This is a genomic window from Nitrosococcus halophilus Nc 4, assembly GCF_000024725.1.
Lineage (GTDB): Bacteria > Pseudomonadota > Gammaproteobacteria > Nitrosococcales > Nitrosococcaceae > Nitrosococcus > Nitrosococcus halophilus.
The window spans coordinates 1,284,064-1,302,054 of the sequence record NC_013960.1; the positions used below are offsets into that span (position 1 = coordinate 1,284,064).

14 protein-coding genes are annotated in these 17,991 nt (G+C 51.2%); 6 read left to right on the forward strand and 8 right to left on the reverse strand.

All coding sequences use genetic code 11. The features are described from left to right. The first annotated feature begins 21 nt into the window (after positions 1 to 21). Positions 22 to 2,310, forward strand: a complete 2,289-nt coding sequence (locus NHAL_RS06335) for a Tex family protein (protein ID WP_013032337.1) — start codon at positions 22 to 24, stop codon at positions 2,308 to 2,310. 139 nt (positions 2,311 to 2,449) lie between these two features. On the opposite strand, the gene NHAL_RS06340 is transcribed toward NHAL_RS06335, so the two are convergent. Next, complete coding sequence (locus NHAL_RS06340; protein WP_013032338.1) at positions 2,450 to 2,722, reverse strand: DUF2024 family protein; 273 nt, start codon at positions 2,720 to 2,722, stop codon at positions 2,450 to 2,452. A 412-nt stretch (positions 2,723 to 3,134) separates the two neighbouring features. Here NHAL_RS06340 and NHAL_RS06345 point away from each other — a divergent pair, with 412 nt between their 5' ends. The 5 genes from NHAL_RS06345 to NHAL_RS06365 all read left to right on the forward strand — a co-directional run bounded on the left by NHAL_RS06345 (position 3,135) and on the right by NHAL_RS06365 (position 8,914). Continuing rightward, the gene (locus tag NHAL_RS06345) at positions 3,135 to 4,961 is read left to right on the forward strand and encodes an assimilatory sulfite reductase (NADPH) flavoprotein subunit (RefSeq protein WP_041354688.1); all 1,827 of its coding nucleotides are present in this window, start codon (positions 3,135 to 3,137) and stop codon (positions 4,959 to 4,961) included. A gap of 13 nt (positions 4,962 to 4,974) precedes the next feature. Then, positions 4,975 to 6,714, forward strand: a complete 1,740-nt coding sequence (gene cysI, locus NHAL_RS06350; protein WP_013032340.1) for an assimilatory sulfite reductase (NADPH) hemoprotein subunit — start codon at positions 4,975 to 4,977, stop codon at positions 6,712 to 6,714. Between the two features lie 86 nt (positions 6,715 to 6,800). Further along, complete coding sequence (locus tag NHAL_RS06355) at positions 6,801 to 7,439, forward strand: peroxiredoxin (RefSeq protein WP_013032341.1); 639 nt, start codon at positions 6,801 to 6,803, stop codon at positions 7,437 to 7,439. A gap of 326 nt (positions 7,440 to 7,765) precedes the next feature. Next, positions 7,766 to 8,353 (forward strand): hypothetical protein, encoded by a 588-nt coding sequence (locus NHAL_RS06360; RefSeq protein WP_013032342.1) that lies wholly within the window; start codon positions 7,766 to 7,768, stop codon positions 8,351 to 8,353. An 18-nt stretch (positions 8,354 to 8,371) separates the two neighbouring features. After that, positions 8,372 to 8,914, forward strand: coding sequence for a cytochrome b (locus tag NHAL_RS06365; protein WP_013032343.1), 543 nt, complete (start codon positions 8,372 to 8,374; stop codon positions 8,912 to 8,914). Between the two features lie 6 nt (positions 8,915 to 8,920). Here the strand turns inward: NHAL_RS06365 and NHAL_RS06370 are convergent, their stop codons facing one another. The 7 genes from NHAL_RS06370 to NHAL_RS06400 form a co-directional block, all read right to left on the reverse strand. Further along, positions 8,921 to 9,745 carry a M48 family metallopeptidase gene (locus NHAL_RS06370; protein WP_013032344.1) on the reverse strand — a complete coding sequence of 275 codons (825 nt, stop codon included), beginning with the start codon at positions 9,743 to 9,745 and terminating at the stop codon, positions 8,921 to 8,923. Positions 9,746 to 9,962: 217 nt separating this feature from the next. Next, entirely contained in the window at positions 9,963 to 12,614 is a 2,652-nt protein-coding gene (pepN, locus tag NHAL_RS06375) for an aminopeptidase N (protein WP_013032345.1), read from the reverse strand. A gap of 123 nt (positions 12,615 to 12,737) precedes the next feature. Continuing rightward, entirely contained in the window at positions 12,738 to 13,013 is a 276-nt protein-coding gene (locus NHAL_RS06380) for an RNA recognition motif domain-containing protein (RefSeq protein ID WP_013032346.1), read from the reverse strand. 277 nt (positions 13,014 to 13,290) lie between these two features. Further along, positions 13,291 to 14,367, reverse strand: coding sequence for a 2-aminoethylphosphonate aminotransferase (locus NHAL_RS06385; RefSeq protein ID WP_013032347.1), 1,077 nt, complete (start codon positions 14,365 to 14,367; stop codon positions 13,291 to 13,293). Beyond that, positions 14,364 to 15,515, reverse strand: coding sequence for a phosphonopyruvate decarboxylase (aepY, locus tag NHAL_RS06390; protein ID WP_013032348.1), 1,152 nt, complete (start codon positions 15,513 to 15,515; stop codon positions 14,364 to 14,366). The genes NHAL_RS06385 and aepY overlap by 4 nt, the downstream gene beginning before the upstream one ends. Continuing rightward, complete coding sequence (gene aepX, locus NHAL_RS06395) at positions 15,512 to 17,185, reverse strand: phosphoenolpyruvate mutase (RefSeq protein ID WP_013032349.1); 1,674 nt, start codon at positions 17,183 to 17,185, stop codon at positions 15,512 to 15,514. The genes aepY and aepX overlap by 4 nt, the downstream gene beginning before the upstream one ends. Positions 17,186 to 17,229: 44 nt before the next feature. Next, the gene (locus NHAL_RS06400) at positions 17,230 to 17,991 is read right to left on the reverse strand and encodes a phosphocholine cytidylyltransferase family protein (RefSeq protein ID WP_013032350.1); all 762 of its coding nucleotides are present in this window, start codon (positions 17,989 to 17,991) and stop codon (positions 17,230 to 17,232) included.

Genomic DNA, 17,991 nt, shown 5'->3' on the forward strand with positions numbered 1-17,991 from the left:
CCAATTTTAGAAAAAATCCCCATGAAGCTTGCAAACATGATTGCCCAGGAACTGGGAATTCGACCTGAGCAGGTGGATGCTGCCATAGGCCTGTTGGATGAGGGAGCAACGGTTCCCTTTGTTGCCCGCTACCGCAAGGAAGCCACCGGCGGGATGGATGATACCCAGCTACGTTACCTGGAAAACCGTGTAATTTACCTGCGCGAACTTAAAGAGCGGCGAGAGGCTATTGTGCGCTCCATTGAGAAGCAGGGTAAATTAACGGGGGAGTTAGCACAACAGCTCCAGGCCGTGACGACCAAAACTGAGCTGGAAGATCTGTATTTACCTTATAAACCAAAGCGCCGCACTAAAGCACAAATAGCGCGTGAAGCCGGGCTTGAACCACTGGCATTGCAACTGTTAGAAGATCCAGAACTCAATCCAGAAGAGATCGCCGCTAATTATTTGAATCCGGATAAGGGCATCGAAGAGGTCCCCGCAGCATTAGAGGGTGCGCGACGGATTCTAATGGAGCGCTTTGCTGAGGATGCTCGCTTGCTAGGCCAGCTCAGGGAATATCTGTGGCAACAGGGTGAATTGAACGCCAAAGTGCAGAAAGAAAAAGCAGAGCAGGGCAGCAAATTTGCAGATTACTTTGATTACCGGGAGGCTATTCATAAGATTCCTTCCCACCGTGCCTTAGCCCTCTTCCGAGGCCGGAACGAAGGGGTGCTTAGCTTGACATTAGACATTCCCACCGAAGAGGGGGAACGGTGTCATCCCTGTGAAGCCATGGTAGCCAAACATTTTGGCGTTGAGGAGCAAGGGCGGCCGGGGGATACTTGGCTGCTGCAAACGGTACGCTGGGCTTGGAAAGTTAAGCTTTATCCCCATCTAGAGGCAGAGCTTAAATCCCGTCTGCGAGAACAGGCGGAGGAAACGGCGATTGGCGTCTTTTCGCGGAATTTGCGCAACCTGCTGCTTGCCGCCCCTGCGGGCCCCCGCCCGGTCATGGGCTTGGACCCTGGCTTCCGCACCGGTGTGAAGGCGGCGGTCATTGACCAGACCGGGAAGCTACTGGAAACGGCCACGATTTATCCCCACCCGCCCCAGAAGCAATGGGAGGCCTCCATGGATACCCTCTCCGGGCTGGTGAAAAAACATCAGGTGGAGTTGATCAGTATCGGTAATGGCACGGCGTCTCGGGAAACGGAGCAGCTGGTGACGGAACTGTTAAAAAAAGAGCCGGAGTTCAAGCTGCAAAAGCTGATGGTCAGTGAAGCGGGAGCCTCCGTATATTCCGCCTCTGAGTTCGCGGCCCAGGAGTTGCCGGAAGTGGATGTCTCCTTGCGTGGCGCTGTTTCCATTGCTCGCCGTCTGCAAGATCCTCTAGCGGAGCTAGTCAAGATCGATTCCAAATCGATTGGTGTCGGTCAATATCAGCATGATGTCAATCAGATTCAGTTGGGGCGCACCTTAGCGAATGTGGTAGAAGATTGTGTCAACGCCGTGGGCGTTGATCTCAACACCGCTTCTTCCGCACTCTTGTCCTATGTGTCCGGCTTTACGCCTACTTTGGCCCGCAACATGGTGGAATACCGTAATGCCCACGGTTCTTTTGCCTCCCGCGAGAGCCTCAAGCAGGTTCCTCGTTTTGGTCCTAAGACATTTGAGCAGGCAGCCGGTTTTTTGCGTATCAGGGGGGGCGATAACCCCTTGGACGCTTCGGCAGTCCATCCTGAAGCTTACCCGGTGGCGGAAAAAATCATGGATGCCACGGGGCACGACATACACCATTTGATTGGTCATACGGATTTTTTGAAATCACTGGATCCGGCCCAGTTTACCAATGAGCAGTTTGGTCTACCCACGATTCAAGATATCCTCAAGGAGCTTGATAAGCCAGGACGGGACCCTCGTCCCGAATTTAAAACGGCCACATTTAAGGAAGATGTGAAAACTTTGGAGGATCTCAGGCCTGGGATGATGTTAGAAGGGGTAGTGACCAATGTGACTGCCTTTGGCGCTTTTGTCGATATAGGCGTGCATCAGGATGGATTGGTGCATATCTCTGCATTAGCAGACCGTTTTGTGAAGGACCCTCATGAGGTTGTTTCGGCGGGGGATATCGTTAAAGTAAAAGTTCTGGAAATTGATAAAGCCCGTAAGCGCATTGGTCTAACCATGCGTCTCAAGGAAGCAGCAGGAAAACAACCGCAGGCTGCCGCTGGGCAAGCACGGAAGCCTAAGCGCAGTAAAGCTAAATCGTCTCCACAACCCCAAGGCGCAATGGCAGAGGCCTTTTTGCGAGCGCAAAAAGACACCTAGAATGATGAAATTTCACAAAGACACCAAGCTTTTTTTGACGCTGTTTAGTCAATGCTTGGTGCCTTTGTGACCAGGTCCTTAAATTCAAGTGAGGTGTAGGTTGCGTGGATATAAAACAGGACTAGCGCTGTTTTAAGAATTATCTGGCAGGCGAAGGACAGCCTTCCATCTGATAAATGAAGTATCCGTGCTGTTCGATGTGTTGTTGGACCGCAGGATTGGCCGCTTCGCTATGACAATAAATGCAAGATTCCTGCTGGACGTCTTTCACCTGGATGCCAATGCTTTCAAGCCATTCTTTCGCATACTGCTTGGCTAGTTTTTCTTCCTTACCCGTGGGAAGAAAGACATCAAAATGAAGCCGCTTTCCTTCCGTTGTGGTGACATAGGTATCGAATACATCGATTTGCATAGAATCTTGCTCCCTTTGATCAAAAAAAATAATCTTAATACAGGTTAATTAATAGACTCAAGCAGCTAGTTATGGAGTTTTAGCAATATACGCTCCTAATACCCATTTCCATAAAAAATTCTTTGTTAACCCCCTTATCCTCGCTTTCTCTGCGAGGGGAGAAGGAGTAGAAGAGAGGGTTAATTGCTGGGATTAGTATAAAATCCGGGGTGGTTGTTTTTAGAATATCTTTCTGGATCGAGTAAAGTATCCTGCTATTTTTGATATAATGAAAATTAATAATAAATAATTTTTTATTTTTTTACATTATAAGGAGTATTTGTTAATTTTCTTGGTTCATTAAGACATAATTGCCAGAACATCGCGGTTCTGGTGAGTAAACAGGATGGCCAAGAGGCTGACATACGTTGCCATGGGAAACGATTTATTTAGCGTTCAAAATAGCCCGCTTACTGCGGAGCAGGCAGAGACTTTAAACCGTCTAATTCCAGCTCTGACCACTGAGCAATTGACTTGGCTTGGCGGTTATCTCGCCGGCTTTAATGCCGCTAGGCAGGGCGCGGGGAGTGCGGCGCAACCTATGGCGCAGCCAGTAGCGGATGCTAGCCCTGCTAGGGCTGTCACGGTGTTGTTTGGCTCCCAAACTGGAAATGCTGAAAAACTTGCGGAAATGCTGTGCCAGCGACTGTCAGCAGCGGGTTTTACCCCTACGTTACAAAACATGGGAAGTTACAAGACGCGGCAACTGAAACGTGAAGACTACCTTTTTGTGATTGTAAGCACCCATGGCGAGGGCGATCCACCGGATAATGCCGAAGCATTCCATGAATTTCTGCATGGCAAAAAGGCACCTAAGTTGGACAGCCTTCGGTTTTCAGTGTTGGCCCTTGGGGATAGTAGCTATGAACATTTTTGTAAGACGGGCCAGGACTTTGATACCCGCCTAGAGGCTTTAGGAGGACAGCGCTTCTATCCGCGCATGGACTGTGACGTGGATTACGATGATTCTGCTGAGGCTTGGATCGATGGCATTCTGAAATCCCTTTCCGATGAATTGAGCACCCCAGCGGCGGTGACCACCGGTTCGGCGGTGGCGGTACCCGCCACCACTTCTAGTTATTCTAGAAAAAATCCTTTTCCTGCGGCCTTATTGGAAAACCTTAAGATTACGGGGCGGGGGTCTAGCAAAGATGTTCGGCATGTGGAACTGTCCTTAGAAGGTTCCTCCCTCTCTTTTGAGCCTGGAGACTCCCTGGGAATTGTTCCAAGTAATTGTCCAGAATTAGTTGCTGAACTTATGGAGGTGGCCGGTCTCGATCCCAAGGCGGTTGTTTCCGATGCCAAGAAAGAAACCACCACTTTGGAAGAAGCGTTATCCCATAGCTATGAGATCACCACCATTACTCGGCCATTTTTAGAGAAATATGCCACCTTTGCCGAGTCCCGGGAGCTTGGCAGGTTGTTGCAAGAGGAGAACCGAGCCCAGCTGCGGGATTTCATTTATGGTCGAGAGATCATCGATGTCGTTCGGGGCTACCCCCTGCGGGGAATCACGGCCGAGCAATTTATCGGTTTGCTGAGAAAGCTACCGCCCCGGCTTTATTCTATCGCTTCTAGCTATCAGGCCAATCCTGATGAAGTCCACCTGACGGTGGGGGTGGTCCGCTACCAAAGCCATGGGCGCTCCCGCAAGGGAGTGGCGACCACGTTCTTATCGGAACGGGTGCCTGAGGATGGGACAGTGCCTGTTTATGTCGACAGTAATAAAAACTTTCGCCTTCCGGAAGACTCGGCTACGCCTATCATTATGGTAGGGCCGGGGACCGGGGTGGCGCCTTTCCGTGCTTTTTTAGAAGAACGGGAAGTGACTGAAGCTTCTGGTCGGAATTGGCTATTTTTTGGGGATAGGCATTTTCACACCGATTTTCTTTATCAGCGGGAGTGGCTCGATTACCGCAAGAATGGTTTATTAACTCGAATTGATGTGGCTTTTTCCCGGGATGAAGAGAAAAAAACTTACGTTCAGCACCGGATGCTTGAAAATAGCCGGGAGCTCTATGCCTGGTTAGAAGAAGGGGCCTATTTTTATGTCTGCGGTGATGCTGAGTATATGGCGCCCGATGTGCATGAGGCATTGCTTTCTATTGTGGAGAAGGAAAGCCGGGTCTCCAGGGAAAAGGCAGTGGAGTATGTAAGGGATCTGCAGCAGAGCAGGCGCTACCAACGAGACGTATATTGACGAGGTCGGGACAGTGACTCACGATTTGCAGCAAAAAGGCAAACTTAGTGCCGAGGAAAAGCTCAAGGAAGGGAGCGATTATCTGCGTGGAACGATTAAGGAAAGCCTGGCTGATCCAGTGACGGGCGCCGTCACCGCAGATGATGCCAAGCTACTTAAATTCCACGGTACCTATCAGCAGGATGACCGGGATTTACGTACCGAGCGGATGCGCCAGAAATTGGAACCCGCCTATTCCTTCATGGTTCGGGTACGGATGCCAGGGGGGGTCTGCACGCCGAAGCAGTGGTTGCAATTGGATGAATTGGCGCGTCAGTACGCCAATAATTCCCTGCGTATTACCACCCGGCAAACTTTTCAATTTCATGGGGTGGTTAAGCGTCATCTTAAAGCCACCATTGCGGGCATTAATCAGGCATTGTTGAATACCATTGCCGCTTGTGGCGATGTCAACCGTAATGTGGTCTGCCACAATAACCCCTACCTTTCCCCTCTCCATAAGACGGTTTATGAGTGGACCAAGCGGTTGAGCGACCATTTCTTGCCCCAGACCCGAGCTTATCACGAAATCTGGCTGGATGAGGAAAAAGTTGCCGGTACGCTGCCTGAAGACCAGGAATCCCTCTATGGTAAGACTTATCTTCCCCGTAAATTCAAAATAGGCGTGGCTATTCCGCCGAGCAATGATATTGATGTTTTCTCCCAAGATCTCGGTTTTATTGCTATTGGGAAAAACAACCGCCTCACGGGTTTCAACGTCTGTGTTGGTGGGGGCATGGGGATGACTCACAGCGAGACGGCGACCTATCCTCGCCTAGGGGATGTGATCGGCTTCTGTACCCCCAGCCAATTACTGGAAGTTGCAGAAAACATCCTTAAAATTCAGCGTGATTTTGGCAATCGTTCCGACCGCAAGCAGGCCCGGCTGAAATACACTATCGATAGTCGTAGTATCGATTGGTTCAAGGCGGAACTTAACCAGCGGCTAGGTTGGTCTTTGCCACCGGCACGTCCATTCCACTTTGAAAATAATGGCGATCGTTTTGGTTGGGCCCAGGATTCAAAGGGTCGTTGGCACCTTACCCTGTGCCTGTTAAGTGGTCGTATCAAAGACACCCCGGATCAGCCTTTGATGACCGGACTGCGGGAAATCGCCAAGATCCACAAGGGAGATTTTCGCCTTACCACCAACCAAAATTTGACTATCGCCAATATTTCCAAAACCAATAAGCCCCGCATTGAGGCGTTATTGGAAAAATATCGCATTCCCTTGCCTGATCGGTTTAGTGCTGTGCGGCGTGATGCCATGTCTTGTGTGGCATTGCCTACTTGCGGCTTGGCTATGGCTGAAAGCGAGCGCATCCTGCCCGGATTTCTCAGCCGCCTGGAGGCGGTCATGGAAAAGTTAGGGTTGAGTAATGAACCCATCACGGTCCGTATCACCGGTTGCCCCAATGGCTGTGGCCGTCCCTACGTAGGCGAAATCGCGCTGGTGGGTAAATCGTTAGGTCATTACAATCTCTATCTGGGAGCAGGGTTTGCCGGCCACCGCTTGAATAAGCTATACCGGGAATCCTTAACCGAGGAGGAAATTATTGCGGTGCTCACGCCCATTTTTGAACATTATGCCCGGGAACGGCAACAAGGCGAACATTTTGGAGATTTTGTGATCCGGATGGGCTATGTTGATGAAGTCAGGGCGGGACGGGAGTTCCACGAGGTTCGGCCCGAGAAGGTGGTACAAAGTGCCTAATTGCAAGCCACCCTAGAGCGGTAGCGATCTTTAGGCCTGTTCGGTATTATTCGTTATTTACAAAACAACTTAGAGGAGGAAGCGTCATGGCACTACATATCGGCGATGTCGCCCCAGATTTTACCCAGGAATCCACAATTGGTCCGCTCAACTTCCACGAGTGGATTGGTGACAGTTGGGTGGTACTCTATTCCCATCCTGCCGACTACACGCCCGTGTGCACCACGGAACTCGGGCTTACCGCCAAGTTGGCAGATGAGTTCAAAAAGCGCAATGTTAAAGTGGCTGCCCTGAGTGTTGACGACACGGAGTCCCATAAGGGGTGGATCAACGATATCAACGAAACCCAGGGATGCCAGGTGAATTTCCCCATCATCGCTGATGCGGATCGGAAGGTCTCCGAGCTCTATGACATGATTCATCCTGGCGCCAGTGAAACGGTGACGGTGCGCTCGGTCTATTTTATTGATCCCAACAAGAAGATCCGGGCGGTGATCACTTATCCACCTAGTACAGGCCGGAATTTTGATGAAATCCTGCGGGTCATCGATTCCCTGCAGTTGACCGATGATTATAGTGTGGCAACGCCTGTGAACTGGAAAGATGGTGACGAGTGCGTCATTATTCCGTCATTAAAAGATCCAGAGGTTCTTAAAGAGAAATTCCCCAAGGGGTACAAAGAAATCAAGCCCTACCTGCGGATGACTCCGCAACCTAATAAGTAACCAAATAAAGCGATATTTGGAACAAATGCCTCTTTTTTGAGTAGGCATTGTCGTCCGTGATAAATAGCTGGGTGGTTGGGTTTCTCCCCGGTCACCTGGCTATCATGGGCGTTAATTTGCGGCTAATACCAATTTCATCTAATTTTGCATTGTATAAATTCAGCTTAAACAAGCATTTGAGATCTTAATAAATTGCATTCTTTGATTAAATTGGTATAACTTTATGGCGTCTCGCCACCCCTTGCCTCCCTTTGCCCCCCAGGCCTGCTGCCATTGCAGGAATAGTTTTTGGTAAAGCCCAATATCAAAAAAACGTTAGGTGTTGCATGGCCACATCCTTTTCCAACCCCACCCCCCATTCACCCTCTCAAGGGCCCACATGGGCCAGTTGTTTGGGTGCCGTAGCGATTGTGTTGGGTGTTTTGCTGACTGCGGTTCATGGCAACGAATGGATGAAGCAGGGGGTCATCGTCCAGGCTACGCCTGCCAGCGGAGTTGTCCCCGCCGCAGAGTGTCCCGAGGATGAGTTGGAAGAAGAGGGGCTTTCGCTGGCTGAGTGCGAGCAGATGGTGGCGAATGTCCAGAATTTCATTTTGTCCGCACCGGACTGGTTCTTTAGCTTTCAAATGAAATTGGCTTTTGCCGGTACTCTCATTGCCTTCGGGTCAATTATCATCGGTGCGGCATTGGTCCATTATCGCAGTTGGGCACCGACCACCGCCGTGTTGGTCTTCGCTGCTTTAGCCGTTATTGATGTGGTCGGTTTTATCGCAGTGGTCAATACCGGGCCCATATTAAGGAGCATGTACCTTTGGGACATTCTGCTCTGGTTCTTCATTCATCTCATGATGACGGTAGGTGCCATTGTGGGCCGCCAGAGTCAGATTCAGTCGAGTAGACAGTCATATCGATAAAAAAAGCTGCGAGGCAATATGCAAAGAGAAGGTTACAGTCGGACGGCCGTTATCATCCACTGGGTACTGGCGGTTTCAATTTTCTTTTTGTTCATTTCCAGCTGGTGGATGTTAGCCTTGCCTCTGCCATCCGAGGATTTGGTTTATCGGGCATTCCCCTTCCAATTACACAAGAACATCGGGATTACCCTGGTGTTATTGCTGGGCTTACTCCTCTATGTCCGCTTTAAACACCGCCCTCGGGTGGAGATTTCCAAGGAGTATCCCCGTTGGATGCACCGACTCGCTGTTGCCGATCATGTGATCTTGTATCTCCTGATTTTTGCCGTCTGTATCAGCGGATATCTTTCTTCTTCATTTAGCGGCTGGGGGACAACCTGGTGGTGGACGGTCGGTTTCCCTAACTGGGGGTGGGAGGATGAAGAGCTTAATATCTTTTTCTCGGATATTCATCTCTGGACTTGCTGGGCACTCCTTGCCGTGGCAGCGGTGCACATCAGCGGGGCCCTGTATCACGCTTTCCGCAATGATCGAGTCGTGCGCCGAATGCTGCGCCTGTAGTTGAAGCTACTGCTTTTTTTCTAATTTGCATTTCGGCCGCCGGCCCTGATCGAGGGCTTGTTGATAGAGCTCCAGGGCCTTAGGTAAGGACTGCTCTAAATGACGAATACGGGATTGATCAGAGGGGTGAGTGGAGAGGAATTCCAGAGGTTGGGGACCACCGGTTTGCATCATATTTTCCCAAAGCTGAATGCTCTGGCGGGGATCAAAACAGGCGCGGGCCATATAGCGCAAGCCCAGGATGTCGGATTCGCTTTCTTGGGCGCGGCTGAAAGGTAAAACAATGCCCACTTGGGCCCCTACCCCCAGTAAGGCCATGAGTTGTTGGCCGGTAGCACTGCTGGGGGTGCCGGTTAGAATCTGGACAAGCTGGAGGCCTGCCTGGGTGGCGTATTGGGTAGACAAACGGGCATTGCCATGTTGGGCGATGACGTGGCCGATTTCATGGCCGATAACCGCAGCAAGTTGATCGGCGTTTTCAGCCACTGAGAGAAGGCCTGTGTAAATGCCAATATAGCCTCCTGGTAAAGCAAACGCATTGACTTGGTCGGCTTTAAATACCGCCACTTCCCACTGGTCTCCACTTTGGGGAGGAGGGGCCACCGCCGTGACGGCTTCAGCGACACAGTGCACATAGCGGTTGATAGCGGGATCTTGGGAAGCCGGTGTTTCTTGTTTGATTTGGCGATAGGCCGCCTCTCCCATTTGGGCCATTTGGTTAGAGGGAAAAAACTCCAATTGGGTGCGGCCCGTGGGAGAAGTGGCACAAGCTGCCAACAGGAGCAGACTTAACAAACTCAATAGCAGACTTTTGTTTAAGTTGTTTCTCATGTTGGGTGCCACGAACTAAGTACCTATGAATAAAATATGAGATATCTTAGGAGCGAGCCGGTGGTGTTCCGCAAACCCGTTTTTCCTCCCTGAAAAAAGGGTTTGCGGGGACTTCCTTGTCCCCTGGCTCCACAATACTTCGAAACTTTTGCAAGATACTTAGGCAAGAATTTGGATTGGTGGATAACTATCGATAAAGGTAGGCTTCAACCTCCGCTTAGGCCAGATTTTTCGATACGATCTCATAGACGTCTTTAGAAATCTGCGGTGTTTTAGCGATGCGTTCCAATTGCGCCTTCATCAGCCCTTGCCGATTTTGGTCATAGCGTTGCCAAAGATTGAAGGCGCTCACAAGACGGGCAGCCACTTGCGGATTAAGAGGATCAAGCTTAAGGACATAATCTCCAAGAAAGCGGTAGCCCTTGCCGCTGGGATCATGGAAACGAGCGGGATTGCCCTGGCTGAAAGCGCCGATGAGGGCCCGGACCTTGTTCGGATTGGTCAGCTTAAAGGCGGGATGGTGGGTGAGTTCTTGCACTATTGCGAGAGTATCCTGACGCCGGGAAAGGGCCTGGAGGGTGAACCATTTATCAATGACTAAAGAATCTTCCTGCCATCGGTCATAAAAAGTTTGGAGGGCAATCTTTCTTTCAGGACCATCTATATCGGCCAAGCTAGAGAGGGCTGCAATGACATCGGTCATGTTGTCGGCGCTGTTAAATTGCTGGAGACATTGACCGCGAATATCTGGCTCATCCAGTTCCATAAGATACCCGAGGCAGGTATTGCGTAGCTTACGCCGGCCCATTTCTTTAGGATCTCGGCGGTAAGCGCCGGTCTCGGTAAGCGCTTTGTAAGTGGCGGCAAAAGTTTCTCGGAGGGCTTTGGCAAGACTTTGCCGGATGAAACAACGAGCTTCATGAATGGCATCGGGATCGATGACTGCCATGAACTCAGTCAGGTAATGTTCGGAGGGTAAGGCCAAAATGTGAGCCACAAAAGCTTGGTCAGGCTCATCGCTTTCGAGGATTTTGCCAATTGTATCAATAAAGGCGGAGTCGAGAACGAGGGGCCTTCCCTGCTGATAATCTTTCACCAGTTCTAGGAGGACTTTGACCGCCAGTTGTTGGCCGGCTTCCCAGCGGTTGAAGCGATCATTGTCATGGGCTAAAAGAAAGTAACGTTCTTCATCTTTAAGATCCAGGTAAAGTTTGACTGGGGCTGAAAAACCCCGCAGCAGGGACGGTACCGGTTCGCAGGGAATGTCATGGAAGACAAAAGTTTCTTCTTCTTGGCGTAATTCAAGGGTTCGCGTGCCGGTGACTGGGGTGGTTTCTCCGGCAAGGCGCAGGGGCAAATCCTGTCCCTCGGAATCCAGCAAGCCGGTGGCCAGGGGAATATGGAGCGGCGCCTTATGGGGTTGCCCCGGCGTGGGGGGACAGGTCTGTTTTACCTTAAGGGTATAAGTGGATTTCTCCGAGTCATAAGCGCGGCTAATCCGGAGTTCTGGGGCCCCTGCCTGGCTATACCAGCGGCGGAATTGGGAGAAGTCGATAGCATTGGCATCTTCCAAGGCTTTGACAAAATCGTCAGTGGTGACCGCTTGGCCATCGTGGCGCTGAAAATAGAGGTCAGTTCCTTGGCGGAAGCCCTCTGGTCCCAAGAGATGGTAAAGCATGCGCACGATTTCGGCGCCCTTTTCATACACAGTCATGGTGTAGAAGTTATTGACTTCCACATAGGCTTCCGGGCGGACAGGGTGCGCCATGGGACCAGCATCTTCACGGAATTGATAGGTGCGCAGGTGGTTGACGTCTTGGATTCGCTTGACGGCGGGCGAACCCTGGTCAGCGCTAAATTGCTGATCCCGAAAGACTGTAAAACCTTCTTTGAGACTTAATTGGAACCAGTCACGGCAGGTGACCCGGTTACCTGACCAATTGTGGAAATACTCGTGGGCGATCACCCCTTCGATATTTTCATAATCCGTATCAGTGGCTGTTTCCGGTTTGGCCAGCACATACTTGGAGTTGAAAATGTTAAGGCCTTTGTTTTCCATGGCGCCCATGTTGAAATCATCCACGGCGACGATCATGTAGATATCTAGGTCGTACTCTCGACCGTAAACTTGTTCATCCCAGGCCATCGCTCGTTTGAGGGAGGCCATGGCATGTTCGCATTTGTCCCGATTATGGGATTGTACGTACATGTGGAGGGTTACTTTACGGCCTGAACGGGTGACAAATTCATCTTCGATACGGGCTAAGTCGCCGGCCACGAGGGCGAAAAGATAAGAAGGTTTGGGGAAAGGATCTTGCCATTTAGCAAAGTGGCGGCCGTTATCCTCTTCGCCCTGAGCAACCAAGTTGCCATTGGAAAGCAGCACCGGATATTTTTTCTTGTCCGCCACAATCGTAGTGGTGTAACGGGCCATTACATCGGGGCGGTCAAGGAAATAGGTGATGCGACGAAATCCTTCCGCTTCACATTGAGTGCAAAAGTTACCGCCTGAAGTATATAGCCCTGAGAGGGTGGTATTGTCCTGGGGATAAATGCGGGTTTCGATCTCTAGAGTGAAGCGTTCAGGTACTTGGAAAAGAGTGAGTGATTCTGGATTCTGTTGATAATCTTTTTTATCTAAGATTTGGCCGTCCAATTTGATAGAGAGTAATTCTAAAGCTTCCCCATTAAGGACTAGAGGGGAAGCTTGAGCTTCTGAATGGCGGGAGATAGCAAGCCGGGAACGAACTGTGGTTTGTTTTTCCCCCAACTCAAAATGGAGATCAATCGTTTCAATGCGATAATCAGGAATTTTATAGTTTTTTAGGTAAATGGTTTGGGGGGAGGTGGGGGCTTCTATCTCTAGCATAAATTTTTCTCCCAGGCTTGCTTATCAAGAATCAATTATGCTGTTTAAATAATAGGGGAAAGTGAAGAAAAAAACCCGTGGATCAAGAGTCGATCCACGGGCGTAAATAGTAGCATTTACTTTTTAGAAACGGCGACTCTGACGGGGGGGGCGGGAAGTACGTTCCCGAGCCTCGTTGATACGCAGCGGGCGGCCTTTAAAGTCGGTGCCGTTTAACTGTTCAATGGCCTCGGCAGCGGCGTCATGGTCCATTTCCACAAAACCGAAACCGCGAGGTTTCCCGGTTTCTCGATCAGAAATCAATTTTACGGAATTTACTGCGCCAAAAGGCTCAAATAATTCCCGTATTTCATCTTGGGAGCATTGGAAGGGCAAGTTTCCTACGTAAATGGAAGTCATATTCAATCACTCTAAGACATCGACTGCCCTAAGGTTACAAGTATGCCCTAGGGCCTTCTTCAATCAAGAGGGTTTTCTAGCTAAAGGCGCTGCGCAGGGAACGAGGCAGCTTAAAGCCAAAGAACCCTTTCCAATTTTAGTTCGCTAGCCTTTTATCCCTGGCCGATGCGCAGCGTATCTGAAAGCAAGCGGTAGGAATAAAAATCAGAGGTCGAACAGCTCAAAAGCATACGCCTATCCCCCCAAGAGCACAAGGGAAAAAAGTAGGTATTTCTACCTACTTTTGTTCTAATATTTTTTCAATAGTAGTGACAAAACGTTTCATGTCTTGTACGGATACAGCCCCCATGGTGGAGACCCGGAAGATTTGGGTTTCTAATCCTCCTTGTCCAGCGTAGATAACGAAGCCTTGGCGTTTGAGTTGGTCGTGCAATTCCTGGTAGTTGAGGGTTGCGGGTAAATGATAGGCCCGGAGGACACAGGAGGATGACTCCCGGGGCAGCAGGGATTCGATACCTAATGAGTTAAGTCCGTCAGCGACTAAATCAGCCAATTGGCGATAGTGTTCTCCACGGGCCTTCCAATTGCCGTCCTCAGCCAGTTCACGGAGGGCTTCTAACAGCCCATAAAAAGATTGGACTGCGGGGGTGAAGGGAGTGCTTCGCCGATCCTGTTCCCGGCAGTAAACCGCAAGGTCTAAATAAAGACTGCGTTGGGGGGAGTTTGTGGGCAGGCTATCACGGCGCACCACGACAAAAGCAGCCCCGGGGATGCCATGCAAGCATTTGTTGGCGGTAGCCGCCAAGGCGTTGATTCCCCAATTCTCGAAAGCCAGGGCTTCGGCACCGAAACTGCTGACACCATCGACGAGTAACTGGGTTTGGTGTTGGCGGCAAAGTGAGCCAATGGCTGCCAGATCGTTGAGACGCCCGGTGGTGGTTTCGTGGTGGACGACGGCCACGTGGGTGATGGCGGGATCCCCTTTGAGGGTTTGTTCCAGCCGCTGAATATCAATCTCCGCCCCCCAGCGATGGTGCAAGGTTCCATGAGCTATGCCGTAAATCTGGGCAATTTTAGAGAGTCGTTCCCCATAGACTCCATTTTCAATGACCAGCAATTTTCCTTGAGCGGGAACCAGACTACTCACCATGGCCTCCATTGCAGCGGTGCCGGAGCCACTTAAAAGCACGGCTGCCCAGCGCTCAGGATCAAGATCATAGAGGGCTAATAGTCGTTCTCGGATCTCGTCTTGCAAATCGGCAAACTCAGTTTCCCGGTGACAGAGATCGGGACCTAGCAAAGCGGCTCGCACCCGCTCGCTAAGATTAACGGGACCTGGATTAAGCAGAATCATGGAATCCTCACCAAGTGGGCTATTAACCGTTCTTTAGTCTCAGAGGGGGTAAGCTGGGGGCGGGGAAGATCCCGCGGAGCGCCCGGATGAATTTTGAGCTGGGCAAAACGGGGACCATTCTGGAGGGGGGCATTTAACAATTCCTCCAGTAATGCCACTTCATTTCCTTCTAGGGCCAGAGAATAGCCGCAGGCGCTGGCTACTTGGGCAAAGGAGAAGTTGCTGGAAACCGTTGCTTGAGCCCCGGTGGAGTCATGGGCTTCATTGTCCAACAGCACATGGATAAAATTGGGGCCGCCATAAGTCCCCACCGTTGCCAAGTTGCCCATGCGCATCAATGCGGCGCCATCACCATCGATGACGACCACTCGTAGATCCGGGCGGGCAAGGGAGAGTCCCAGGCCCAGTGATGAGGCGCAGCCCATAGAGCCCACCATATAAAGCTGATTAGGGCGATCCTCCAGGGCACACAATTCTCGGCCGGTGTAGCCCGTGGTGGCAATGATCACGGTATTGTGCTCTGGCGTTCGAGAGAGGAGGTAGGTTAAGGCCTCAGTGCGGGAGGAAAGGGAAGTGGCCTGATAATGGCGGCGTAACAGGGGATTAGGGGAGGCCCGCTGGGGGACTTTGCTACCGCTGGAGCCATAGGGGGCCACAGAGCCTTTGCGCATAATAAAGGCATAGGGCCGTTTGGCGTTCTTTAAGTGCTGGCTGGCCCGCTCCAGAGCAGGGCGAATTTGGTCATTTTCCAGGGGAAAATACTCCCAGGGAATTTCCATGGTTTCCAGCAGCGATCCCGTTATCCGGCCCATGAGTTCATGTTGGGGTTCATCCCCCAGTTCGGGATCCCCTCTCAGGGTAATAATGAGAAGCATAGGGATGCGGAAGGTGTAGGTCAGGGAGGTGAGTGGGTTGACCGCATTACCCAGGCCGGAATTTTGCATCATGGCGATAGCCGGTTGCCCTCCCAAATGGGCGCCGGCGGCTAGGGCCACGGCGTCACCTTCATTAGCTGAGGAAATATATCTTAAATCATTGCGCTCAATGACATAATTGATAAAAGGTGTGAGGAAAGAGCAGGGGACTCCCGCATAACAGCCAAACCCAAATTCACGGGCCCTGTCAATAAATTGATGAGCTTCTATCATTGTTGGTGACCGTGGGCAAAATCGCCGGCGCGGGTCAGATCCTCCATATTATTTACGTCCAGCCAGTGGCCGTTAATGTAGAGAACCTTGATGGGATGGCCGCTGGCCACCAGATGATTCAGCAGATCCGGCATCCCCAGTTGGGGAAAATTCTCTTGTTGCCGCAATGCTTGGAGGCCCTTGAGCAGCCATTGGTGGCCCTCACCCGCCACGCGTACCATTCCGATCCAGCGGCCGCTGGGCCGCCCGTGGATTTTCTCTCTTTGGGTTTCAACCCGAAGCAGCTCCACATCCTGGCGGAACAAGGAGCGGTCATCCGGTTGGGAACAAAAGGCTGCGTCGCGGATATTCTCCCTTTTCCCAGGGGGCATGGCGGAGTCTACTACCACTACAATGTTTCCAGGCATGTGACGCAGATCTCTTAAGATATAGCTGCGGAACAAGAGATCGCCATAGGTGATGATGGTATCCTCGGACAAGGCTTCAAGGGCGCAGGTGAGGGAGGAGAGCTCGCCGCTCAGGGCGTAGTCTGGATTATGGACCAGGGATATGCCCTTCACATCAATGGCTTCTGGTTTATAGCCCGTGACCGTGGTGATGTGATTGATGTTTTGACGCTTAAACTTATCTACCAGGCGGCGTAACAAGGGGACCCCAGCGACCGGTAACATGACCTTGGGGCGTTCCTGGGTCATACTTTCCAGTCCTTCCCCTCGGGTTGCCGCCAGGACAATAGCCCCGGTCTCGGCATCTGGTGACGCGGTGTAGCGGCGTTCAGCAGCGAGTAACTCTTCGGCCCCCTGGAGGCGGAAGATTTCACTGACTGGAGCCACTTGATCCTCAATGTTAACCAGGGTCTCAGTGCCATAAATTTCCCGCGCTACCTCAGCCATCGCCGCCGCAGCGGCTCGGATTAAATGATTGGCCCAGATCACGACACTGATATCCGCCTTGCGGAATACCTCGGTGGGGGTACTGTAGTATTTGGTGGGGACAATAATCAGTGGCGCCCGCCCCGCCCATTCCCGGGCAAAGGCCAGGATCTCATCGGCTTGGGACAGTTTACTATGGATCAAAATGGCGTCGGCGCCCGCCCCATGGTAGGCTTCGGCACGGCGCAAAGCTTCATCTAGGCCCCAACCCGCAATTAAGGCTTCGACTCGAGCCACAATGGAGAAATCCGGATCATTTTGGGAATCCTTGCCCGCCTTGATCTTACCGCAAAATTCATCCACATCAGCCAAGGGCTGGCGCTCACCGGAGATAAAGCTGTTGGTTTTAGGGAAGACTTTATCTTCAATACAAACCCCTGCAATCTCCCTTTGTTCTAGTTTCCTCACTAGTCGGCGCAAATTATTAAAATTTCCGTATCCCGTATCGCCGTCTAGGAGAATGGGAATGCGGGTGGCATCGGACATAAATTCCAGCATATCCACTATCTGGGTCCAACTGGCTTCATTATTGTCCCTCACCCCAAACTGGGAAGAAATAGCAAGACCACTGGCCCAAATTCCCTTAAATCCAGCTTCTTCAACAATGCGAGCACTCAGGCCATTGTGGGCTTCCATTAGAAATTCCGTTTGCTTGGATTCCAGTAAGTCGCGTAATTGGGCAAACTTTGACGGCTGGCGTTTCAGATCGGTAGTGGTGGGTAGGGGTACAGTACTCATAGGTTCAGGATTAGGGTTTTCCGTATCGAAGATTAATTTTTTAACTATGATAACGGTGATGACTTGAGGGGTTCCAGTTGGGGCAAAATAATATTTTGGGCCTGGTGAATATCTTCTGGAAAATCAATTTCTATCCAGGGTAAGCCGGTAATATCCTCAACCCCAAAGCGCTCTGGAGTTTCTAATAGAAGGTCCCGTATGGCCTCTTCATGGGGGGCCTCATGACGTGATTGGTCCATATAGTCTTGGCAGCGATCAGCGAGTCGATGGGCGACCTCTTCCGAGAAGCGAAAGAATCCCACCGATTCTCCAATGATATCGTAGCGTAGTCCTGTGGGGACCTGTTTGCGAAATTCCACTAGAACTCCATTCCGAAGGCAGAGCTTGACGGGTTCTTCGCCGGGTTCCAAGTGGCGGTCGAGCAGGAAGCAATTTCTATGGGGGGATTGTAATAAGCGTTGCCCTAGGCGGTAGTCATAAAGGACATCCGCATCCATCAAGAAAATCTCTCCCCCGGCGCGTAGCTGATCCCGCAAAGTCCAGAGGCTGACAATGCTGCCTTGGTTAAAATCGGCGTTACATACAGTTTGAGGGCGGGGGAGGAAGATCAAGGTGTCCAGGGCTTGTTCCACCTGCTCAGCCTTATAGCCTACCGCAATGGCAATGTCTTGAACGCCTAGCTGAGTCAGAATAAGTAGATGGCGCTCAAGTAGGCTTTGACCTTCAAATTCCAACAGGCATTTGGGATGGTCATGGCTGTCTGCAAGGCGTTTACCTCTACCGGCGGCTAGAATAAGGGCACGCAT

Coding starts and splice junctions, on each gene's coding strand:
- NHAL_RS06335 (WP_013032337.1), top strand. CDS start 22: ATGAAGCTTGCAAACATGATTGCCCAGGAACTGGGAATTCGACCTGAG.
- NHAL_RS06340 (WP_013032338.1), bottom strand. CDS start 2,722: ATGCAAATCGATGTATTCGATACCTATGTCACCACAACGGAAGGAAAG.
- NHAL_RS06345 (WP_041354688.1), top strand. CDS start 3,135: ATGGGAAACGATTTATTTAGCGTTCAAAATAGCCCGCTTACTGCGGAG.
- NHAL_RS06355 (WP_013032341.1), top strand. CDS start 6,801: ATGGCACTACATATCGGCGATGTCGCCCCAGATTTTACCCAGGAATCC.
- NHAL_RS06360 (WP_013032342.1), top strand. CDS start 7,766: ATGGCCACATCCTTTTCCAACCCCACCCCCCATTCACCCTCTCAAGGG.
- NHAL_RS06365 (WP_013032343.1), top strand. CDS start 8,372: ATGCAAAGAGAAGGTTACAGTCGGACGGCCGTTATCATCCACTGGGTA.
- NHAL_RS06370 (WP_013032344.1), bottom strand. CDS start 9,745: ATGAGAAACAACTTAAACAAAAGTCTGCTATTGAGTTTGTTAAGTCTG.
- pepN (WP_013032345.1), bottom strand. CDS start 12,614: ATGCTAGAGATAGAAGCCCCCACCTCCCCCCAAACCATTTACCTAAAA.
- NHAL_RS06380 (WP_013032346.1), bottom strand. CDS start 13,013: ATGACTTCCATTTACGTAGGAAACTTGCCCTTCCAATGCTCCCAAGAT.
- NHAL_RS06385 (WP_013032347.1), bottom strand. CDS start 14,367: ATGATTCTGCTTAATCCAGGTCCCGTTAATCTTAGCGAGCGGGTGCGA.
- aepY (WP_013032348.1), bottom strand. CDS start 15,515: ATGATAGAAGCTCATCAATTTATTGACAGGGCCCGTGAATTTGGGTTT.
- aepX (WP_013032349.1), bottom strand. CDS start 17,185: ATGAGTACTGTACCCCTACCCACCACTACCGATCTGAAACGCCAGCCG.
- NHAL_RS06400 (WP_013032350.1), bottom strand. CDS start 17,991: ATGCGTGCCCTTATTCTAGCCGCCGGTAGAGGTAAACGCCTTGCAGAC.